Raw genomic sequence first — 22508 nt, 5'->3', positions numbered from 1 at the left:
GGGTAGCATTCGACGATGCAGTTTGTTATTTTTTAATCTATTTTTAATGTCCATAAAATTCCAAAAACTCATGGAGGGTGTTTTGAATAATGCTGATATTCTTAGCGTGCTGTATACTAACTTCTTTACCGCGCTTATTTCTGCCCTATTTAGCATGGCCGCTTTGTTTTATAAATGGCTACAGAAGACGCCTGAAAATGACGATGGTTACTTTTCAAAGGCGGGAGTCAGACCGATTGAACTCAAACTTAGCCTGACAAAATTTAACTTCTGGAAAACAAAGAAGTTAACGACCATACAAAAAAGCGGTTATAGCATCATAGCGCTCATTCTTTTAGCAATGATTTCAACCTTTTCCGTGTTAATGCATAAAAGCACGATTGACCAACCCGACAAATGGGCAGCATTGATGTTAATAAAAACAAAAGAAAATTTTTTGCTGACCTATGATGAAGCTAAAAACATCCCTGGGGAAACCACATGGGACCTGACGCCTGACGATTGTTATTCAGATGTCTATGAAAATATAGCAAGAGAGAGGAGAATATCGCCCGACCTGACGCATTCAATCTGTAGCCGAATTGGTCTGGTGGGAGAACGAGAAGGGATCAACGAAAGGATCAACAACACCCAAAAACAAAAACATGCGGCTATGTTTTTTGGTTTCATTTGTATTGCTTTCTTTCTCTACCTGTTATCAGCCTTAATGATCGACGTAAACATCCACACCAAAGTGGCGCGATATATGAAGGAAAAATAGATGATGAAAAAAGTCCCACGGACGCTTGTGGGACCTATCGGTAATAACCCGTTTATTTCGCCTGTGAAACCAACAGGTAAGGCGCGACACTGGAAAGTTTCTCGCAGGTCTCCGTCAGTTCACGCAACGCATTCGACTGGGCAATCACCCCGGCTCCGGCCTGGATCCAGCTTCTGTGTGCATCCTGAAACGCGCTGCGCAGCACCAATGCCGCTTCAAACGATTGATCACCTTCCAGCATCAGAATCGCGCCGGAGTAGAGTTCGCGCGGCATCGCCTCCAATCTGAGGATGGCGGCCAGCGCCGGTATCTTGGGAATACCGGAGGCGGTGATCGCCGGGAACAACACATTAAAAGCATCCCAGCCATCGCGTCCCGAGACCAGCTCGCCACGCACCTGCGAACCCAGATGTTGCACGCTGCCTCGTTCACGGACCGACATCAGGTCGGTGACCGCCACCGAGTCAGGCACGCACAGCGTTTCCAGTTCCTCAATCGCCGCTTTGACCGAGATAACGTGTTCCACAATCTCTTTGCTATCGCTTTGCAGCTCCGCCCGATTGTACGCATCTTCACCCGCCGAACCGGATCGCGCACGGGTGCCCGCCAGCGGTTCACTGGTGACGATGCCCTGCTCGACCGTCACCACCATCTCCGGGCTGAAGCCGGTGGCGGCAAACGCCCCCTGCTGCAACAAGAAACTGCGTGCCGGGGTATTGGACATTCTGCCGCGCCAGAGCGTCGCGGGCATGTCGACGCGTTGTGACAGCGCCAGAGCGCGCGACACAATCACCTTGGTGTATTCGCCTGCGGCGATCTCTTCAAGCGCGTGTGTCACCCGTTGCTGATAATCTTTACCCTGCGCGGTCAGGTCAGCCAACAACGCACTGCCAGCCGGTGCCGGAGAGATATCCTGTAATTGCTGGGCCAGCCGCTGGCATTGGTCGGCGCTCTGCGCCAGGATCCTGACTTTCCCGGCGGCAAACACCAGTTCATCTCGCGGCACCAGCAGCGACAGTAGCGGCCACTCGCCGCTCGGGAAAGTTAGCCCGCGAATGCAGGCTGCGTAATTAAATCCGGCCATGCCAAACACCCGTTGTCCTGCGCTGGCATGTTGCGCACGGAACTGGCGGGCGTAATGCGCCAGTGGAGCGGTAACCGGCACCGTCTGGCAGCCTGCTTCGCTTTCGGTTATCGCCTGGGCGCCATCCGGTGAAAGGGTTAAACTCGACCGTTTACCGAGACCCACATACCAGCTGGGTGGCCGTTCGTAGACATAGTAATCCTCCGTCGGATTCTGCCGGATAAGGCTGACAATCGCGGCCAGCGTCTGATCTGCGGGCAGGTTGAGTCGAAGTTCGGTGCGTGTATCCGTCATGTTGACTCCTGAAAATTAAACCGCCAGCCGGGCTGCCAGCGCGTGTTTGTTGATTTTGCCAATTGGCGTCAGCGGGAAAGCCTCCACCAGGGTCAGGCGATCCGGCCATTTAAAGGATGCGACTTGCTGCTGTTCCAGAAACGCCCGCATCTCAGCCAGCGTGAAAGGGCTATGGGCGATGATCACCGCATGGATCGCTTCCTGTTGCTCCCCGGCCGCATCGGCCAATACCGTCACGTCGCGCACCAGCGGATGCGCCCGCAGACACTCCTCGATTTCATCGGCGGCGACCGATTCTCCGTGGCGGTTGATCATGTCACGGGTGCGCCCCTCCACCAGCAGCTCACCACCAGGCAACTGCCGCACCCGATCGCCGCTGCGGTAAAATCCCTCGGAGGCAAACGCTTTCCGATTGTGTTCAGGCGCGCGATAGTAGCCACGGATGGTGTAAGGCCCGCGAACCAGCAATTCCCCCACCTGGCCGCTGACCACGGCCTGGCCCAGCTCATCCACCACCCGGATCTCATCGTCGTCACACAGCGGTCGGCCCTGCGTGGTGGTAATCAGTTCGGGTGAGTCATCCAGTCGTGTGTAGTTCAGCAACCCTTCCGCCATGCCAAACACCTGTTGCAACTGGCATCCCCACTGGGTCAGCAACTGACGAGCGGCATCGGCTCCCAGTTTCGCGCCCCCCACCTGGACCAGCCTCAGAGAACTCAGATCGGGTTGTTCCCATTCCGCCGCCTCCAGCCATAACGTTGCCAGCGAGGGCACCAGCGCCGTAAGCGTCACGCGGTGCTGACGAATCGCATCAAACGCATCCTCAGCGGCGACAGTGGCCGGGACCACCACACAACCACCACGGGAAAAGATGCCGAGAATGCCCGGACAGGCGAGGGGAAAGTTATGCGCCATTGATAGCACCGCCAGATAACGGTCATCCGGCTGTACATGGCAAAGCGCGGCGCTGGCGCGAAAGTTGTAGTGATAATCGGCGTGGGTTCGCGGGATCAGCTTCGGTAACCCGGTAGTACCGCCAGAAAGCAGCAGCAACGCGATATGCTGGGGCGCATCGCCGGGCGGCAATCCCTCAATCGCCGGGGCCTGACTGGCGGCAAAACGTTGGTCTGCCGTTGAGAACAGGCGATGACAATCCGGGGCGTTCGCCCCCAGGCTCTGAGCATCAATGCCTGCCTGTTCGGCATCACTCAGGAACCAGCCCGCTTGGGCCAGTTCCACTACGTGCAGGATTTCGCGCTGACGATGAGCAGGTAGCATCAGCACGGGCACCGCTCCGTTGAGGATCACCGCAAAGAAGGCCACCACAAAATCGGCACCGTTGGGCAACTGAATAACCACCGTTTGCCCGGTTCGCATCCCTCGTTGCCTGAGTTCACTGGCGAAGCGACAAGCCTGGTTAATCAACTGGTGATAACTCCAGCTGCGGTCTGGTTCTATCAGGGCTGGGCGTGCGCCATACTGTCGCCATCGCAAAATCAACTGACCCAGTGTTTCCGGTTGCCAATAGCCGCGTTGCGTATAACGTTCAGCCAACGCAAGCGGCCAGCGCATCGCCTCCGGCAGGATGCGATGATCGGGGTTCGCAATCGGTTCAGACATACAACACCCCCGCCTGTGCCGTCAGACGTTCGGCATGTAGCCCAGTCTCACGGGCAAGATCGTCCAGGCCAAAGGTATGCCAGACGCTGCGGTTACGGATCACCTGCGTGGCACAAGGACCGCCGCTCACCGTCCAGCATGACGTCAATAGCATGGTGTCGTTGGGTCCCGGCTCACCTTCGAGGGTGGCGTGATAATGACGCTGACCGATGTTCTCACTCGCCAACGTCATGGTGGGCAACTTCATGGGTTTTTCGACCGGCAACAACTCCACAAATACCGGCGCGCCCGGTGCGAGTCGCGGCAGCAATATCGACCACAGCGTCTGACGCGCTTCAGCCGTCAGGTGCCCCAGTACCCCAAAGGCCACCACCGCACCCAGCCGCTCGGGTAGCTGCAACTTGTCCACCGTGTCCGGGATAATCGTGACGCGCTGCCGCAGCTCAGGCTGTTGTGCCACACAATGCGTCAGCACCGCACGCATCGCCGGGGCCGGCTCCACTGCCAGAATATCCACCAGCGGTACGGTTTCGGCTATCGCCAACACCGTTCGTCCGGTGCCCGCACCGATATCCAGCACCGGGTCATGAATATCGGTGAATGCCGACAGCCGTTCACGCAGCGCGGTTTCCCCCGCAGAGTGTGCGCGGCCAACCAGATCGTAGAACTCAGCGACCGGAGAGTAGAAGTCGTCCATAGATTATCCTTCACTGAACAAGGGTGAGAACTGACGTAGCGCCTGTTGCACGCAGGCCACCACGGCGGCGCGCTGGCTGGCAATAAAGAAGTGATCGCCTGGGAAGCGATGCACGATACTGGCTGCTGAGGTACATGCCGCCCAGGCCTGAGCGTGTGACAGTGGCAACTCACTGTCCTCTTCCCCACTCAGCACCACGATCGGGCAGGAGAGCAACCGCGCGGGCTGTGGGCGGTAATTCTCAATCAGCCGGTAATCATTGCGGATCACCGGTAATAACAACTCAGCCAGCTCCGGTTGTTCACGCAGTGTCTGGTTATCGCTACTGAGCCGCAGCAGTTCGTCGAGAATTTGTTGATCGCTACCCAGGTGGATGCAGCTATCCAGCGGATGAAAAGCCGGTGGCTGGCGACCTGAGATAATCAGCAGCTCCGGTTGCAGACGGTGGGCGGCCAGCATCTGCGCCAGTTCATGGGCGATGGCACCGCCCATACTGTGCCCGAGCAGGGCAAAGCGACGTCCTGCCAGATGCGGCAGCAACTCATCCAGCAAAGCCGTCAGCAATGCGGGCATATTGTCGATAAAGGGTTCAGCAAAGCGATCCTCCCGTCCCGGATACTGCACCACCGCCAGTTCCACCTCAGAGGTATCGAATAAGTAAGGCCACGGGCGAAAGGTACTGGCCGCCCCACCGGCATGAGGTAAGCAAACCAGCAACAACGGGGCATGGGGTGCGGGCTGATAAAAGCGTAAAAAATGTTGGTTCATCGCGTCGTCTCCGCAGTTATCTGATCTATCAGCGGCAGCATGGCGGGCGTATCGGGATAAATCAGTTCTGGCGGACCCAGCACCGATGACACCCGATGCCAGAACCCGGTTACGCCCAACGCCCATTGCACCTGTTGCTGCGCCAGCGCGGTGTCGTCAATGGAACGCTGGAAATCCGCTACCGCGTAGTTAATGGCCTGCGGCCAGACCTGTTCGAAAATTTCGCTGAAGCTGACGGCTTCGCTACCCGGCAAAACGGTGCTGCTGAGTGCTGATAAGCGTTCGGTCCCTGGCCCTTCCAGCACCAGCCGATGGGTCTCATCACGATGGGTATGTAGGCGGGGACTCCAGATCGCCGGGCCGTGGGTATCCGCCAGCGCCAGCACGCCGCTTTCGGCGGTGATGGTCAGTCGGTGCAGCAACAGCGCGTGGTTGTCGGCGTCGGCCGGATGGATTTGGTTCTGGACACGCAGCGTCAACGGCACCCCGCCGATACTGCCGTGCAGGCAGGTATAAGGTCCCACCTGGCGCGGCTGCATCAGTTCCAGTTGCGCCGGGCGCAGTTTCCCCAGTGTACGGGCGATCACATCCAGCAGTGGGTAAAGCACCTGTGCACCGCACACGCCCTCAATGTATTGCACCGGCTGGTGCTGACGCAGGACCTCTGCCGCATGGAGAAAGCGACGGATCGGCGCAACAAAGGGGTAGAACGCATTGATACCAAACCGGACGCGATGTTGATGTGCCGTGCGCAGGCAGTCGGCCAGCTCGTCAGGATGGAGTGGGTGTTCCTGCAACACATGAATGCCCCGGCTTAGCAACTGGCCGGCGATCTCCGCCCCCTTGCCACCCGAGACCGCCGCCCTCACCACCACACAGGCGAGATCAATATCGGCTGGCAAACTTGCCACCGACGTGTAGTGGGCGATATTCAACTCACGCGCATAACCTGCTGAAGCGGCAGAGCCACTGGAGAGGATTCCGACCAGTTCAATCGCCGGATTATTCGCCAGCGCGCGCAGATAAAAACGACCAAAGCTGGTGCCACACACAATCGCGCGGCAGCGGGGAGTAGAAACGGAACTCATATCACCCCCTGCTCTGGCTGCCTATCTGGCAGATACTGGCTGATGTGAGTGCCCGCATGCAGTCGTGTGATATCCGCCAGCACCGTCGTCGGTGTCAGCACGCGATCGGCAAAATGTACACCCGGTGTGATTTCACCGCGCAGCAGGCTCAACACCGTGCTGACGGCGGTAGCTGCCGTGAGCGCCAGGCTGCTATCCGTGCGGATCACCACGCGCCGACGCGGCTCCCCTTCCTGCTGCCAGTCAAACACCATCTGGTAATACGGGGCGTAACCCGCCAGGTCAATTTCACTGGCCTTCTCCACTGCCGCACTGGCGAGCGCCAGACTCTGCGATGTGCCATCCACCTTGCCACGCAGGCCGGTCAGGGTTTCCCGCAGACATTGACCACTGAACACGTTGTACCAGCTCAGACCGGACAGGTTGTGGCGCAGTGCCAGCCGCTCAGCGTCGGCACTCAGCCACGGCAGTAACGTGACCTGACCGGGGAAATGCGGCAGCGTATCTGTCTGCTGGGTTGACAGGCTGTGGCGACTGCGACGCCCGAGCTGCCAACTGGCACCCGCTTCCCCGTACCAGTAATCGCTGCCCTGCAACGCATTGCACTGCTCATTTAACGACAGCACCAGATCCGCAGCGGCTGCGCCGCTCACGCGCTCAATACCACCGCTGTAGACCGTCAGATTGCCGCCTGCACGCTGGCTCATCCAACCCGGCACCAGATTTGCCAGACCGGGTAACATGCCGGCAGAGAACACCGCCACCCAGTGCTGATCGCCAGCGGGTTGCTGCTGTAACAGATGCCATGCCGGACCATCACCTGAGACATCCACATAATGCGCATGCACCGAGGCAGCCGCTCGTGCTACCCGATCCAGCACCTGATAGGAGGGGCCAGCGCAGTTCACCACCACGGCGCAGCCACGGCAAAACTCGCGCAGTTCCTCCTCCTGCCATAAGTCTACCGGCTGAGCTTCCACACCCAACCGTGTCGCCAGTTGCTGTAGGGGATCGCGACGACGACCACCGAGCCGCAAGGCAAATCCCGCCTGAGCCAGCCAGCGGCTGACATCACGTCCTGCGCCGCCGCTGGCACCGAGCACCGCAATGATGTTGTTGTTCATCAGGCGGCTCCCGGATTGGTATGACGGGCGATCAACGCCGCCAGGGTTGGCGCATGGTGTCGGGACAGACAGCTAAAGTGGTCGCCGGGCGTGTCTTCAACAATCAGCTCGCCGAGGCACAACTGGCTCCAGTAGTCGTGGACGTCACCGGGCGTACCGGGCAACAGAGGATCGCTTTCGCTGTTACGCAGCAGAATGGTTTTGCCAAACCAGGGATCGGGGCGATATTGCCCCACTGACGCCATGCTGTGTCCGAACAGGGCGTAACGACTGGCAAACAGCGGGCTGGCTTCATCCTCCTGATGGTAAGCCCCCTGCGCCATACCAGCGGTCTGCAAGGCTTGCAGGCGAATGGCTTGTGGCTGCTGGATCCAACGCGTCAGTGCCTGCGCCACCTGTGGATGGCTGTCGAGGCCATCAAAGGCGTCTTCGGCGATACGCTGCGGGGTGCGTTGCAGGATAGCGCTGACGGCTGCCGCCAGGGCTGGCTCCTGCGGCAAACCCAGTTTCTCCAGATCGGCCCCGATCGCACGGGCAAACACGTAATCCACCAGGCGTGCGTCATCCACCTGCGGCGGTTGATACGCACTGATGACCACCAGTTCGCGCACATTTTTGCCGCGCTCGCTGAGCTGACGGGCGATTTCCGCAGCCAGCAAGCCACCGAGGCAATATCCCAGCAGCGTGAAGCTTTCGCCCTGCTCTGACAACGTATCGGCATAGTGACCGGCCAGCGTCACCAGCGCCTGATGCGGGGCCAGCGCCATAAACGCCTGCTGGCTGGGCAGTTCGAGGCCGACACCACGGGCAAATTGTGACTTATCGAGGTTCGCCAGCAGATGCTGATACGGCTGGAGATTGCCCGTCCCGGCGTGCAGCAGTATGCAGCAGTGGCTGTGATCATCCTGCTGCCCCCATAAGGGAACCAGCACCGCCCGCGCCTGTTGCTGCTGCTCACCCTGCTTCGCGCTGTTGCGCAGCAAATCCGCCAGCCCCATTACCGTGGATTCCCGCAACAGATGGCGCAGCAGGGTTTCCCATTCGAACCCAGCCGCAGCCTCAACCTGGGCGCGTACACGTCCGATCATGCGAGATAACAACAGAGAGTCACCGCCCAGCGCATAGAAATCTGCATCGCGTTGTACGTCTGTCACCCCGAGGACCTCCGCCCAGACAGTGGCAATCTGCTGTTCCAGGGCATCACGCGGGGCATTACCACCGCCGGTCTGCTCTGTCGTGGTCATATGCTGCGGTACTGCACTCACCAGGCGCTGCCGATCGGTTTTGCCATTGGCGGTACGCGGCAGACGATCCAGCAGATGTAAATGCGCAGGCACCATATAACCCGGCAGCCGATCGCGCAGAAAATCCCGCAGCTCATCATGGTGGAGGGTGGCACGGTCCGTTTTGAACTGCGCGATAAAGACGCCTTGCCCGGAGCTGGACAGCGCGCTCTCGGCCAGCGGAGCGCAATCGGTTAACGTCGCCCCCGCCTGCGCCAACAGGCAAAGCCACTGCTCGCGGGTAAAGAAGGTTTGATCGGTGGTGGCACGCAGATCCGTAAAGCCTGTCAGTTCCGGGAAGAACTCCATCGACACCAGCAGCGGGTAGTTATGACGACGGAAAGGTTCGATAAACACCAACGTGCCGCCGGGTGCCAGCAATGAGGAGAATTGAGCCAGCACGTCACCTGCATTACGCGCGTTATGCAGCACGTTGGCGCAGAGGATCACATCAAAGCTGTTCGCCGCCATCCCCTGCCGCCCGGCATCCTCGTTCATGTCAAAAATGCCGTAGTGCATCCAGGGGTAAGGGGCAAAAAGTTTACGTGCTTCCACGAGGAAGAACTCTGACAGATCGGTAAACCAGTATTCAGGCTGGTATTGCGCCAGCGCGGGCACAAGGTCGCTGGCAGTGCCCGCCACCCCGGCCCCCACTTCCAGCACCCGTAACGGACGGGGGCTGGAGGCAGCCAGCGCAGTGACCGCCGCGATCACGATCGCGTTCATGCTCTGGCTGACCAGGTTATCCCGGTAGGCCGCGTGGGCGGTCGACAGCTCGCCTTCCGGGAACAGAATGCCGCGCACATCGGTTTCACCGCGCAGCAGCCCACTCAGGCAATCACTGCAAACACGGATATAGTGCAGTGTCTGGCTACCATAACCAGCACGCTGTTCAAGTTGCTCCACCTCGCGCCAGCACTGCTGCAACCTGGTGGTGTCGCAAGGGATGAGGTCTCCGTAACGCCCCTGCGCATCCTGGGTGAGCGCACCGGCACTGACCAATCCTTCCAGCCAGCGGCGCAGAAGTCGCTGATGAACCTCCGCCACCCCTGTCGCATAATAAATCTCCTCCAGCGAATGACGGGAAGCGACGGTGGCGAACAGGCCATCCTGACGCAGGCGATCGGACATCGCGAGGATCGCCACGCGATCTGCTCCGGTCATTAAGGCCTCGAAAGCCGCACCGTCAATCTGCTGCTCAATCTGCTGTGCCCGACTTTGGGCATGTTCCATCGCTGGCCAGGCACTGGGCTGTTCGCCCGCCGCCAGTTCAGCAAACCCCAGCAGATTACTGGCGGTGCCATTACCTTGCGTCAGGCAGACCGCCGCATCGGTGACCGCCGGGTGTTGACGTATCACCGCAGCGATTTCACCCAGCTCGACACGGTGGCCGCGAATCTTGACCTGGTTATCGACACGCCCGAGAAACTCGATGTTGCCATCCGGCCAGTAGCGCCCCCGATCCCCGGTCAGGTACAGACGTTGACCGTCAGCACGGGTGACAAAGCGCGCGGCGGTTTTCTCCCGGTCCAGCCAGTAACAATCTGCCAGCCCGTCACCGCTGATGGCGATCTCCCCACTGACCCAGTCAGGACGATCGTGTAAGTTCTCATCCAGAATATGAAGCTGCTGATTAGCCAACGGCTTACCGTACGGAATGCTTTGCCAGTGGGGAGCGACGTGCGTGACCGGATGGAATACCGACCAGATTGCCGCTTCGGTGGCACCACCTAACGCAATCAGCTGAGCATCGGCTGAAATCGCCCGCAGTTGTGTCAGCAGATTAAGCGGCACCCAGTCTCCCGATACCATCGCCAGGCGTAGTGTCGGCAGCGGCTGTGCCGTATCCGCCAGCATCTGCAACTGGGCTGGCACCGTGTTCCATAGCGTGACGCCGTATTGGGTGATACGTTCAGCCCAGTGAGAAGGATCGGCATTACGCGTCTCCTGCGGATAGACCAGAGTGCCACCCGCCGCCAGCACACCAAACAGATCATACACGGACAGGTCGAAACTCAGGTTAGCGACCGCCAGTACCCGATCCCCGGCGCTCACGGCAAAGCGATGGTTGATATCGGCGATGGTGTTCCAGGCGGCATGATGATTGATGACCACGCCTTTGGGTTCTCCGGTCGAGCCGGAGGTGTAAATAATATAAGCAGGCTGATGGAGGCCGATCCTCAGCGGCTGGAAATCTCCCGCAGAAGTCTCGGTACGCCAGGAAATCGGCTCAATATCCTCAGGTAACGGTTCAGCATCGTCGCAGATGGCCCAACGTACCCCGGCGTTGCGTAAGATCGCTTCCCGACGGCGCGCCGGCTGTTGCCCATCAACCGGCACATAGCACCCCCCATTCAGCAGGATGGCAAGCGGGGCCAGGGCGTGAGCACGTCCTTTGCCGCACATCACTGCCACGGCTTCGCCCGGCCCCTGTCCTGCCCGCTGCAAATCCGCCGCCAGCCCGTAAGCCTGGGCGGCCAGTTCGCCGTAAGTCATGCTCCCTTCATCGTCCCACAACGCGATGGCATCCGGCTGCTGTTCAGCCTGATCGAGGAATCCCTGCTGCAACAATTGGGCGAAGTCTGGCTGACTATCCGCGTTGGTCTGCTGACGAATGACGGCTTGTGCCGCAGGTAGCGTCAGCAACTGGCGCTGGTTTAGGCAAGATTCACCCTCCTCCAGCAGGCGCTGGATTACACCGCTGAAGGCATTAAACGCGTGTTCAATAAACTGGTCGGGGAAGAGTCCCTCGCGTGAATCCCACGCCAGCATCATGCCATCGGGTTGGGCAGTGACCTGACAGTCAATCAACACCTGAGGGGTTTGGGTCAATCCCTGCTCGATACGATAGCGCGCCGGTTTTTCTTGCCGTTCTCCCTGACCGAGGGTGCTGGTAAACACCACCGGCATCAGCAACGCCTCACCATGATGGCGTGACAGTTCACTCAGCACCTCAAGACCTGAGAATGCACTATGGTCGAGATCGGCAAACAGGCGCTGGTTGAGGGTCAGCAGTTTCTGCGCAAAAGTCTCTTCCCCACGCAGATCCACTTCCAGCAGCGTCACTGAGGTGAAATCGCCTACCACGCGTTCAAGGTCGCTATGTTGCCCTTCACGGCGGAAAATGGGCAGGTTGAGGGTGAAGTGGCGACTGTCACTGTAGAACCCCATCACTTGCGAGAATGCGCCCAGCAGCAGTGCGTTCAGCGTCACCCGGGCTTGCGCGGCCAACTGATTCAGTTGCTGACGCTGTTGATGCGACAAACGAAGGTGACGACGGACAAATGCAGCCTGCTCGCTGGCTGTGCTCACCGGCAAAGCCGGGGCATTCGGTAATTCAGGGATGCGAGTCCGCCAGTATTGCTGCGCCTTACGGTAGCGAACACCCTGACGTGCGGCACGCCGGGCGATCACGTAATCACGGAAAGCCAACGAGGGAGCGGGCAGCAGTGTCTCGGGCGCAAACAGCAGTTGCTCCAGTTCATCCACCAGCAGATAAAGGCTGGCGGAATCCACCAGGATCAGCTCAATCGCCAGCAACAGGCGGGTTTGTCCTGCCGTCTGGACACTGGCCGCAGCAAAAAGCGGCCAGCGCTGATAATCCGCCGGGGCAGCCAGCATCGCTTCACGCAACGCATCAATACGCGCCCTGACCGTTGCGGCGGGCAGATCGGGCCATGCGTGTTGTAGTGGCTGGAACAGCGGCACTTGCGGCAGAACGTGCTGGAATCCCTCTTCCTCAATCACCACCCGCAACATGTCATGGCGAGCAATCAGCTGGTTAAGCGCCCGGTTGAGTTGCGCCGACGTGACAGGCTGATCAAAGCAAATCTCCAGATATCCGCGACAGGCTATACCGCCGAACGCGAACGCGCTATGACGCCCAACAAAATACGCCTGCTGCGCTTCGGTTAAGGGAAAAGGGGCAAACCGTGCATCGGGATCGGCTTGCAGCACAGCCCCGCTCTCCTGCTGCCTGAGCCAGTCGAGGATGGCGGGTTTATGGTCTCGCAACTCCTGCACAATAGCGTCGGTCATTACCCCAGCAGGTGCGCGGAAGCGCAGATTGTTGTCTTCCTGCCACAGTTCAATGCCCTGGGTTTCCAGTCGTGCGATAATGTCAGAAATTTTCACAATAAACCTTCTTCCATACTGTTTTTGTCAGCCAAATGCCTTTCGACGGATGCGCAAAGGCCCGAGAGGGTAGCGTCAGCAAAAAAGTCTCGTAGTGTCAGACGGATACCGAAGTGTTTGCAGATTTGCGCCACCAGGCGAGTGCCCAGTAGCGAATTGCCGCCAGCGCTGAAGAAACTTTCGCTGGCATGGCCTGGCAGCGCACCCAACACCTGTCGCCAGATGTCTGCCAGTACCTGTTGGTGGGGATCGTCCAGAGTCAACGCGGTTTGCGTGGTCTGAGGGGGGAGTTGCGCCAGCGCTTTGCGGTCGATTTTGCCGTTGGCGGTGAGCGGCCAGTGGCTGAGCGCGGTGATGTCCGCAGGGACCGCCCAGCCAGGCAACAGGTCACGCAACCCACGCTGCACCTTTTCGACAGACGTCGTCTCGCCTTCATAGAAGGCGTGCAGGCTGGCACTGGCTCCGCTGCCCTGCAATAACACCACCGCACGGCGAACCCCCGCACAACGTTGCAGTTGTTGTTCAATTTCGCCCAATTCAATACGGTGACCGCGTAACTTCACCTGACCATCGCGGCGTCCGAGGAATTCGAGGATGCCGTCGGGACGGTAACGCCCGATGTCACCCGTGCGATACCAGCGTTGCGGGTATGCGCCACTAAAACTCGCCTGAGTCAGCGTCTGATCGCCACAGTAGCCGCGCGCCACCCCCATCCCGCCGATCCACAGCTCCCCCGCCACCCAATCCGGCAGATCGCAGCCCAGTTCATCAACCACCCTGAACTGCTGGTTGCGCAGCGGTAAACCATAGGGCACCGATGTCCAGTCGCGCGGCGGCCGCGCCGGGACCGCCCAGGCGTTGGACCAGATGGCCGCTTCCGTTGCGCCGCCCAGGGCGATGGTCTGACACAGCGGTGCGATACGTTCCAGTCTGGCCGCAACGTCCGGACTGACCCAATCGCCTGACAGCAATGCCAGACGCAGCGCCGGTAATTCACCACCACGCAGTTGCGCGATTTCAATCACCATCTCCATCAGCGTGGGTACGCTGTTCCAGACGCTGACCTGGTGCTGCTGCATTAACGCCAGCCAGCCCTCGGCATCGCGATGTTCTTCTTCTGCGCTGAGCACCAGCTTCGCGCCCTGGCTCAATGCACCGAAGATATCGAATACCGAGAGATCAAAATCGAGCGCGGCCACACCCAGAAACACATCCTGACTGCGGATGCCATAACGCTGGCAAATATCGTCAACGGTATTGCTGGCGCTGCGGTGTTCGACTTCCACGCCTTTGGGTTCACCGGTCGAACCCGAGGTAAAGATGATGTAAGCCAGACTGGCGGCATCAGGCAGCACCGGCTCACGCAGCGTTGTACAGCTGAGCAGCTGTGGCAGGAGAAACGATGTGACACCTTCTACACGGCCTATCGCCAGCTTCGCCTGCGCTTTGCGGCATAACAATGCCTGCCGCGCTGGCGGATGCTTGCCATTGACCGGCAGATACGCGGCACCTGCCGCCAGAACCCCCAGCACCGCCACTATCTGATCGACGCCACGCGGCAGGGATATCGCCACGCAGTTGCCTTCCTCTACACCTTGTTGTTGCAGACCCGCCGCGACAGCCAGCACTCGCTCGCGCAGCTCACCGTAGCTGATGCCGCCGTGCTGCCCGTCCCATACCGCTATCCGTTGTGGATGACGGCGCGCCTGGTCAAAGAACCCCTGATGCAGCAGGACCGGGCCATGTTGTGGTGCCTCGGTAGCGTTGATTTGTTCACGCACCCGCTGCTGAGCGAGTGGCAACTGGCGCAGCGGTGGCAACTGCCAGTCATCATCTGCCAGCAGCTGTAGGGCCGCGCAATAACTGGCAAACATCTGCTCCACCATCTGTGGCGGGAACAGTTCTTCCAGATAATCCCAGCTCAGCAACAGGCCGTCTTCGAGGTCGATCACCTGATGATCCAGCCATACCTGCGGCGTCTGCGATAGCGTGAAATCCGGCCAGGGCGCGGCTTTTGCCAGCGCATCGGCAACGCCGAGCATACTGGTGAACACCACCGGCACGGCGCGCATTTCACCACCATGATGTTGCGCCAGCTGGCGCATCACGCTGACAGCGGAGACATCCTGATGATCCAAATCGCGCCAGATTTGCGCCTGCATCCGCTGGGCATGGCTGAGCCAGCTTCCATCCGCGCTGGCGTGGTACTCCGCCAGAATCAGCGAGGTAAAGTCGCCGATCACCCGGTTGATATCAGGATGGAGTGGCTTACGGTCAAACAGCGTCATATTGACCACCAGCGAGCGCTGCCCGCTCCAGCGGCTCAACACCTCGGAGAAGCAGGTCAACAGCAGCACTGACGGCGTGATTTGCGCCTGGCGCGCCCGTTGCAGGATTTTTTGCCACTGCGCGGTTGCCAGCCTGGCCTGTAGGCGACGGAACGCAGGCTGAGTCAACGTGTCCGGTTCAACCTGGGTGGGTAACGCAGGCGCTGCCGGTAACGAAGACAGCCGCTGCCGCCAGTACTGGAGGGATTCAGCAGACGGTCCCTGCTGCTGACGCAGGCACTGGTAATCGCGGAACCCGACGTCGAGCGGCGGCAAGGGTTGGTCAGGGTGCTGGTAGTAATGGAACAATTCGGTGAACAGCGTCAGCATGCTCAGGCCATCGACAATTAGGTTGTCGAGCAGCACCGCCAGCCGCAGCTGATTATCACCGTAGTGGATCACCTGGACGTCGTAGAGTCGGCCACCCTCGGGCGCGAGTTTCTGCCGCGCCATCTGCTGACGCCGTTCGACCAGGGAAGCGTCATCCAGATGATGCTGGCGGAAGTGGTAGAAAGGCACCTCCTGCACGATCTGTTGTTGGCCGTCTGGCGTGATGCGACAACGCAGCATGTCATGACGCAGCACCAGTTGATGCCATGCCTGCTCCATACGCGCGACATCCATCCCCGGCAGTTCATATTCGTTGTAGCACTGCGCCGCGATATCGCCGAGTGTGAACGCTTCCTGGCGGCCCAGCCAGTACGCCTGCTGCACATCAGTCAGCGGGAAGGGTTGGTAGCGCCCGATGGCATCATGCGTTAACACCGGTTGTTGCACCGTTTCTTCACGTCTCAGGCTGGCAGCAAACGGGCGGAGTTCAGGGGTGCTGAACAGAGACGCCAGCGCCCCACGGAAGCCCGCCTGTTGCAGGCGGCTCATCAGGCGGGTGGCCACCAGGCTGTCGCCACCCAAGCTGAAGAAATTGTCACTGGCTGCCACGTGCGGCACCGCCAGCAGTTCACACCACAACTGCGCCAACAGGGTTTCCGCCTCGCCACTGATGGGCAGCTGTTCACCCGCACCCGATGCCTGCTCCAGCTGATCCGCAATCTGTCGGGTGATGGCTTCGCGATCCACTTTGCCATTGGCGGTCAGCGGAATCTGGCCAATCTGAATCAGGTGCTCAGGCACCTCATAATCCGGCAGGCTGGCCTGCGCGGCCTGTTTTACCGCAGCCAGATCGATCGGCTGAGAGGCCACCAGCGCGGCCGCCAGCTGTCGCGTCGTGCCGGTTAATACCACCGCAACGGCGCTGTCCACCTGTGGCAAGCGACTAAGCGCACCTTCAACCTCGCCCAATTCAATGCGATGCCCACGGATTTTGACCTGATTATCGGCCCGACCAAAAAACTCCAGCACGCCATCGGGACGATAGCTGGCGACATCGCCGGTGCGATACCAGCGGCGTTGTTGCCACTCGACAAACTTCTCTACGCTGCGCTTTTCATCACCGTAGTAGCCCGTCGCCACTCCGGCCCCACTGACCCACAGCTCGCCCTTAACCCAGTCCGGGCAATCACTTCCCTGCTGGTCCACCACCCGGCATTGCATATTCGCTAACGGGACACCGTACGGCGCTGATGCCCACCAGGGGTCGTCCGGCTGGATCTCATAACAGGTCGAGTGAATCGCCGCTTCGGTCATGCCACCGAGCGAGACAAAACGCGTCTGCGGCGACAGTCGCCATAACTCCTGCGGTAGCTGGCGCACCACCCGGTCGCCCCCGACCATTACCAGGCGCAGTGCCGGGGTGAGTCCATGTGCTTGAGCCGCAACGGTAATCATCTCGATCAAGGCGGGTACGGCACTGATCACACTCACCTGCCAGTGATTGATTAACGCCACCCAGGCGGCGGCATCACGCCGCTGTGCCTCGTCCACCACCACCAGCGAAGCGCCACGTCCGAGGAAAGTGAAGATGTCGTAGGCTGAGAGATCAAAATCGAGAGCCGACAGGGTGATGGAACGATCGTTGTCGCTAATCCCGAACAGCGCGGCGACGGCATCAACGGTGTTCGCTACCGCGCCATGACTCACCACTACCCCTTTTGGGGTGCCGGTGGAGCCGGAGGTAAAGATGATGTACTTTGCTGCCTCAGCAGGCTGTATGCAGGGGGCCGCCAGTGGCGTTGCCTGTAAGGCTTCGCTGAGGCTGGTGACCGCTACGCCCTGCGGCCAGCGGAGTTGCTGCAAACTGTTTTCATCGCACAGCACCCGCTTTACCCCGGCATCGCGATAAACCACCGCGCGACGTGCTTCCGGTAAACTGATGCCGGAGGGCACATAACATCCCCCCGCCGCGAGCACGCCCAGCACTGCGACAATTTGCTGTGGGCCTTTGGCATGGGTGATGGCGACTCTGTCGCCGGGTTGCACACCCTGCTGTTGCAGATAACCCGCAACCGCCAGCGCCTGTTGGGCCAGGGTGCCGTAATCCATCTGCCATTCATTACTCCAGAGCAGCGCTGTTGCGTGGGGATGTTTACGGGCCTCAGCAAAGAAACGCAGGTACAACGGTCGTGAGTCCGGGAAGGACAACGCGGTCTGATTGGTGAGTTGACGAACCTGTTGCTGGCTGTCCGGTAAAGGCAACTTCACCAGCTGTCGCCAGTCGGATTGGGTTAACTGCTCCACCAGTTGACAGTAGCTGCTGAACATCGCCTCGATCATGCCCGCCGGGAATAGCGCCTCCAGCGCATCCCATTCCAGTAACAGACGCCCGCGTGACTCGCTGATTTTTGCATCCAGCCACACCTGTGGTGTTTGTGTGAGGGCAAAGATTTGGCGCGGGAAGGCCTCCGAAAGATCGAGCGACGCGTCTTTATCCAGCCCGATCACGCTGGTGAACACCACCGGCATGGAGGCCATCGCCTGACCTTTCTGGCGTGCCAGTTCGCGCAGTACCCAAATCCCGGAGACATCACGTTGCGCCAGCGCCGCCCCCTCCTGCTGTTGCAGACGCTGTGCCGCCGCAAGGAAATCGCCTCCGGCACTGCGTTGATAACCCAGCAGCAGAATTGAGGCGAAATCACCCACCACATGATTGATCTGTGGATGGCGCGGCTGACGATCAAACATGGTCAGGTTAATCGCCAGCGCGGCCTGATTACTCCAGCGCGCCAGCACTTCGCCATAGGCCGCAGCCAGCACCACGCTCGGCGTGATGCCGTAACGTTGCGCCGCCGCTTTTAACTGTTGCCAGCGGCTGGGGGATAACTCATGACTCCAGCGACGAAAACGTGGCTGTTGCAGTGTTTCCGGCGCGACCGCCAGCGGCAGCGCGGGGCGTTCCGGCAGGGTTGAGAGATGCTGTTGCCACCAGGCCTGAGCCTGCTGCTCACGCTCCGACGCAGGGCGATTTTGCAATACATAGTCGCGATAGCGGATATGCAGTTCCGGCAGGCTGTGCTGTGGATCGCGATACAGTTGATCCCATTCAGTGAACAGCACCATGATGCTACGGCCATCCAGCATCATACTGTCCAGACTGACGAATAAACGCTGACGCTGCGCGTAATGGGCAACATGGATGGCGAACAACGGCCATTGGCAAGGATCGTAAACCTGATGCGACAGTGTTTGCCGAAGGGTTGCCAGTCCAGACTGCGCATCTTCACCCAGCCAGTGCTGCTGGATTTCCCACGCGGGTCGTTGCTCAGCGACCTGCTGTTGCCCCTCCTCCGTGACGCGAACGCGTAACATGTCATGACGCTGTATCAGTTGACGCCAGGCCTGCTCCAGCCGCACAACGTCCAGATTCTGACCGTCAAATTCAATGTAGAAGTGCGAACCCACCGCTCCCAGCGTCATTTCCCCTGAGCGGCCAATCCAGAAGGCACGCTGAATATCGCTGAGTGGGAACGGCTGATAACGGTTGGCTTCATCAACGCTGAGTGGCTGATCAGGCATCTGCTGCTGGTGCCGTACATGGGTACAAAATGCCGCCAGCGTTGGTGTGGCGAAGAGTTCCGCCAGGGGGGCGGTCAGGCTTTGCTCACGCATCTTTGCAATCAGACGCGTGGCTATCAGGCTGTCACCCCCCAGCACGAAGAAATTGTCCTCGCGCCCCACATCCTCGACCTGGAGCAACAGCTGCCAGAGCGCGGCGACCTGTTGCTCAATCTTCCCTGTGGGAAGCTGAAATTGCCGCTCAGCGCTCGCCAGTTGTTGCTCCGCCTGCTGCTGCAAAGCACGACGATCCAGTTTTCCGTTAGCCGTCAGCGGCATTTCCACGAGGAACTGATAGTGTTCAGGCACGGCATAGGCTGGCAGTTGCGCCTGTAACCAGTCGCGCAGCGTTGCCTGACTCAGGGGGTGAGACGTCACCAGGCTGGCACACAACTGTCGGGCAGCCGGTGATACCACGCCAACGCTTGCCTGAAGCACCTGAGGGTGACTCAGCAACGCGGTTTCGATCTCACCCAGTTCAATACGATGACCGCGTATTTTGATCTGGTGATCGGTCCGCCCAATGTACTCAATGGTGCCTTCAGGCCAGTAACGGACCCGGTCACCACTGCGATACCAGCGTCGGCCAGCATACTCAACAAACTTTTCTGCGGTACGAGCAGGATCTTTCAGATACCCCAGCGCCAGACCGGGTCCACTGACCCATAACTCCCCGCCGACCCAGGCCGGGCAATCGCGGCCACCGGCATCGACGATACGGCAATGCATGTTTGCCAGCGGCTGCCCGAAAGGCACCGCGGACCAGCGCGTATCATCGGGTTGCAACACAAAGACCGTCGAGTGGATCGCCGCTTCCGTCATACCGCCCAGCCCGACAAAGGCAGCCTGCCCGGTCAGTGACCACCAGCGCGAGGCCATCTCTGTCGGGATGCGATCGCCACCCATCATCACCAGACGCAAGGAAGGCAAGGGTTTATCCGCCGCAGCGGTGAGGATCATATCCAATAACGCCGGGACGCAACTGATGACCGTGACTTGCCAGCGTTGTAACAAATCCACCCAGGCATGGGCATCACGGCGCTGGCATTCATCGACCACCACCAGACCGGCTCCACGGCTCAGGCTGGCAAAGATATCGTAAGCCGACAGGTCAAAATCCAGTTCCGAAAGTGAGATGGTGCGATCCAGCGGCGTGAACCGGAACAAGCCGTCAACGGCATCGATGGTGTTCGCAACTGCGTCATGTGAGACAGCCACACCCTTTGGCACGCCCGTCGAGCCAGAGGTGAAAATGACGTACATGGCCTGCCGGGATGAAATGGGCAAGCATGAGGGCAAAGGAGGGCTGGCTAACGCTTCACTCAGCGCCACCACGGTGACCCCTTCCGGCCAGGACGGTTGACAGTTGGGGCGATCATCACTCAAAACCCACTGCACGTCAGCCGTCTGATAAACCTGTTGGCGGCGTTTTAGGGGCACATCTATCCCGCAGGGGACATAGGTTGCACCGGCGGCCAGCACCCCCAACACGGCGATAGCCTGCCCTACGCCTTTCCCCATGCTAACAGCAACGAACTCGCCCGCTTGCACGCCCTGCTGTTGCAGATAGCCGGCGACACATAACGCCTGGTGCGCCAACTCGCCATAGGTGAGTTGCTGCTTATCCCCCCACATCAGGGCAATTGACTGGGGCTGTTGCTGTGCCAGGCGGAAAAAGCGCTGATGGAGCGGGAGCACCGATGGTACAGGTGTTTCAGGCTGCGGGAATGACACCAGCGGGGCAAGTGCGGATAGCGGTTTCTGCCAGCTGACGGCATCCTCCAGCAACTGCAGCGTGCGCTGGCTGAACCAGTTAAACATCGCATCAATAACCTGCGGCAAGAACAGGTCGGCACGAAAATCCCAGTTCAGCAGGATACCGCCCTGATACTCGGTGGCCTGCGCATCCAGCCACACCTGAGGCCCCTGCGAGATAGACCACACGGGATCGCCCAGCGTCTGTCTGACTTGTGGTTCATACAATTCACCCAGCGCCAGCGCGCTGGTGAAAACCACCGGGGCCAGTACCTGTTCTCCATGTTGCTGCCGGGTCAGATCGCGCAGCACTTCAACGCCACTGTAAGTCGAGTGCGCCATTGCCTGATGCAGTTGCCCCTGGAATGCCCTTGCCTGCGCGATAAAGTCAGGCTGACTGGCCGGTTCCACCGTCACCAGCACCGAGCTGGAGAAATCACCGACCAAATGATCGACATGGGGATGGTCTGAGTGACGGGAAAATACTGGCAGATTCAACACGAAGGGCGCGCCACCGCTCCACAAACCAATCGTTTCGGCAAACAAGGTTGCCAACACCGCTGGCACTGTCAGCCCGGCCTGTTGGCTAAGCTGTGTCAGCTTGCGGCTTTGCGCTTCATCAAGACAGACGTGTTTGCGTTCGGTACGCGGAGCATCACTCGAGGTACGTAATGGCAAGGCGGGTGGACCGGCCAAATCAACTAAACGCTGTTGCCACCAGAGACGATCCTGCTGCCACTGCGATTGCTGGTTTTCACGTTTTTGCCGGAGATAGTCTGCATAACTGAAACTCAGCGCAGGAAGGGATACATCGGATTGGGCATAACATGAGGCCAGCTCGCGCAGCAATATACGCAGACTGGCGGCGTCACCGGCGATCATATCCAGATCCAGATGCAGGCGGCTGCGTTGTCCGGGTAACAATGACAGGGCCAGCATCATCGTCTGGCCCTGTTCGATATCCAGCTGCTGATGGGTGTAGCGCTGACGGTATTTTTCCAGCTCTACCGCCACTGCCGTGTCGGAGAGGTGGGCCAGATCATTCACCTGCAACCGACAATTTGCAGTGGCGACGGTATGTTGTAACCCCTCGCTATTGATACGCAGGCGCAGCATGGGATGGCGGTTCAGAAGCTGCTGAAATGCCTGATTAAGACGCACAGAATCTATCGCCGCTCCATCAAGCTCAGCATAAAAATGGGCAGTGACACCACCCAGTTGCTGTTGCTCCTGTCGACCAATCCAGAAGGCATGCTGCATCGCTGCCAGCTCGAAGGGGGCTTCGCCTGAGCCGCTGGGAATGGTTGGGTTCGCCGTTACGCCACTGGCTGCCTGCACAATGGCAACCCACTCAGCCAGTGTTCTTTTTCCAATCAACTCGGTGAACCTGACGGCGATACCCGCCCGGCGCAGTTCACTGGCTGCACGCATGGTGCGCATCGAATCCAGACCGTGGTAGATCAAATCACTGTCGTCACACAAATGCTCGGCAGGTACACCTAACAGCCGGGTTAACAGATTTCTCAACAGCGCTTCTGGCGAACTCATGGTGGTGATATCTCCTCTGCATAGCCGAAAACAGGCTTCGGTTATTTCCCTGCCAATGAGGAGATATGTTGGTTTTAG

Annotated in this window: 9 protein-coding genes; 1 reads left to right on the top strand and 8 read right to left on the bottom strand. The window is 59.5% G+C overall.

The genetic code is table 11. From position 1 onward, the window contains the following. Positions 1 to 82 precede the first annotated feature (82 nt). Entirely contained in the window at positions 83 to 760 is a 678-nt protein-coding gene (locus AC6I8W_RS25205; RefSeq protein WP_497839292.1) for a hypothetical protein, read from the top strand. Positions 761 to 812: 52 nt separating this feature from the next. Here AC6I8W_RS25205 and AC6I8W_RS25200 read toward each other — a convergent pair whose 3' ends face one another. Genes AC6I8W_RS25200 through AC6I8W_RS25165 form a run of 8 tightly spaced genes read right to left on the bottom strand, consistent with a single transcriptional unit; the run spans position 813 to position 22430 of the window. Continuing rightward, positions 813 to 2138 carry a salicylate synthase gene (locus AC6I8W_RS25200; protein WP_497839291.1) on the bottom strand — a complete coding sequence of 442 codons (1326 nt, stop codon included), beginning with the start codon at positions 2136 to 2138 and terminating at the stop codon, positions 813 to 815. Positions 2139 to 2153: 15 nt separating this feature from the next. Beyond that, entirely contained in the window at positions 2154 to 3758 is a 1605-nt protein-coding gene (locus tag AC6I8W_RS25195) for a (2,3-dihydroxybenzoyl)adenylate synthase (RefSeq protein WP_497839290.1), read from the bottom strand. Beyond that, the gene (locus AC6I8W_RS25190; RefSeq protein WP_497839289.1) at positions 3751 to 4455 is read right to left on the bottom strand and encodes a class I SAM-dependent methyltransferase; all 705 of its coding nucleotides are present in this window, start codon (positions 4453 to 4455) and stop codon (positions 3751 to 3753) included. Before AC6I8W_RS25190 ends, AC6I8W_RS25195 begins: the two co-directional genes overlap by 8 nt. A gap of 3 nt (positions 4456 to 4458) precedes the next feature. Then, a complete protein-coding gene (locus AC6I8W_RS25185) occupies positions 4459 to 5223 on the bottom strand; it encodes a thioesterase II family protein (protein ID WP_497839288.1) in 765 nt (254 codons plus the stop codon). After that, complete coding sequence (locus AC6I8W_RS25180) at positions 5220 to 6311, bottom strand: Gfo/Idh/MocA family oxidoreductase (protein ID WP_497839287.1); 1092 nt, start codon at positions 6309 to 6311, stop codon at positions 5220 to 5222. The genes AC6I8W_RS25185 and AC6I8W_RS25180 overlap by 4 nt, the downstream gene beginning before the upstream one ends. Then, positions 6308 to 7435 (bottom strand): saccharopine dehydrogenase NADP-binding domain-containing protein, encoded by a 1128-nt coding sequence (locus AC6I8W_RS25175; RefSeq protein ID WP_497839286.1) that lies wholly within the window; start codon positions 7433 to 7435, stop codon positions 6308 to 6310. Before AC6I8W_RS25175 ends, AC6I8W_RS25180 begins: the two co-directional genes overlap by 4 nt. Then, complete coding sequence (locus AC6I8W_RS25170; protein ID WP_497839285.1) at positions 7435 to 12852, bottom strand: non-ribosomal peptide synthetase; 5418 nt, start codon at positions 12850 to 12852, stop codon at positions 7435 to 7437. The genes AC6I8W_RS25175 and AC6I8W_RS25170 overlap by 1 nt, the downstream gene beginning before the upstream one ends. Beyond that, positions 12849 to 22430: a non-ribosomal peptide synthetase gene (locus AC6I8W_RS25165; protein ID WP_497839284.1), complete on the bottom strand. Its 9582-nt coding sequence runs from the start codon at positions 22428 to 22430 to the stop codon at positions 12849 to 12851. The genes AC6I8W_RS25170 and AC6I8W_RS25165 overlap by 4 nt, the downstream gene beginning before the upstream one ends. Between the last annotated feature and the right edge of the window lie 78 nt (positions 22431 to 22508).

It is taken from the genome of Pantoea sp. X-Soil-TKNS-1211, from assembly GCF_059730495.1.
The sequence above is the reverse complement of the archived record's forward strand: the minus strand, read 5'-3'. Positions and strand labels throughout refer to the sequence as shown.

Coding starts and splice junctions, on each gene's coding strand:
- AC6I8W_RS25200 (WP_497839291.1), bottom strand. CDS start 2,138: ATGACGGATACACGCACCGAACTTCGACTCAACCTGCCCGCAGATCAG.
- AC6I8W_RS25195 (WP_497839290.1), bottom strand. CDS start 3,758: ATGTCTGAACCGATTGCGAACCCCGATCATCGCATCCTGCCGGAGGCG.
- AC6I8W_RS25190 (WP_497839289.1), bottom strand. CDS start 4,455: ATGGACGACTTCTACTCTCCGGTCGCTGAGTTCTACGATCTGGTTGGC.
- AC6I8W_RS25185 (WP_497839288.1), bottom strand. CDS start 5,223: ATGAACCAACATTTTTTACGCTTTTATCAGCCCGCACCCCATGCCCCG.
- AC6I8W_RS25180 (WP_497839287.1), bottom strand. CDS start 6,311: ATGAGTTCCGTTTCTACTCCCCGCTGCCGCGCGATTGTGTGTGGCACC.
- AC6I8W_RS25175 (WP_497839286.1), bottom strand. CDS start 7,435: ATGAACAACAACATCATTGCGGTGCTCGGTGCCAGCGGCGGCGCAGGA.
- AC6I8W_RS25165 (WP_497839284.1), bottom strand. CDS start 22,430: ATGAGTTCGCCAGAAGCGCTGTTGAGAAATCTGTTAACCCGGCTGTTA.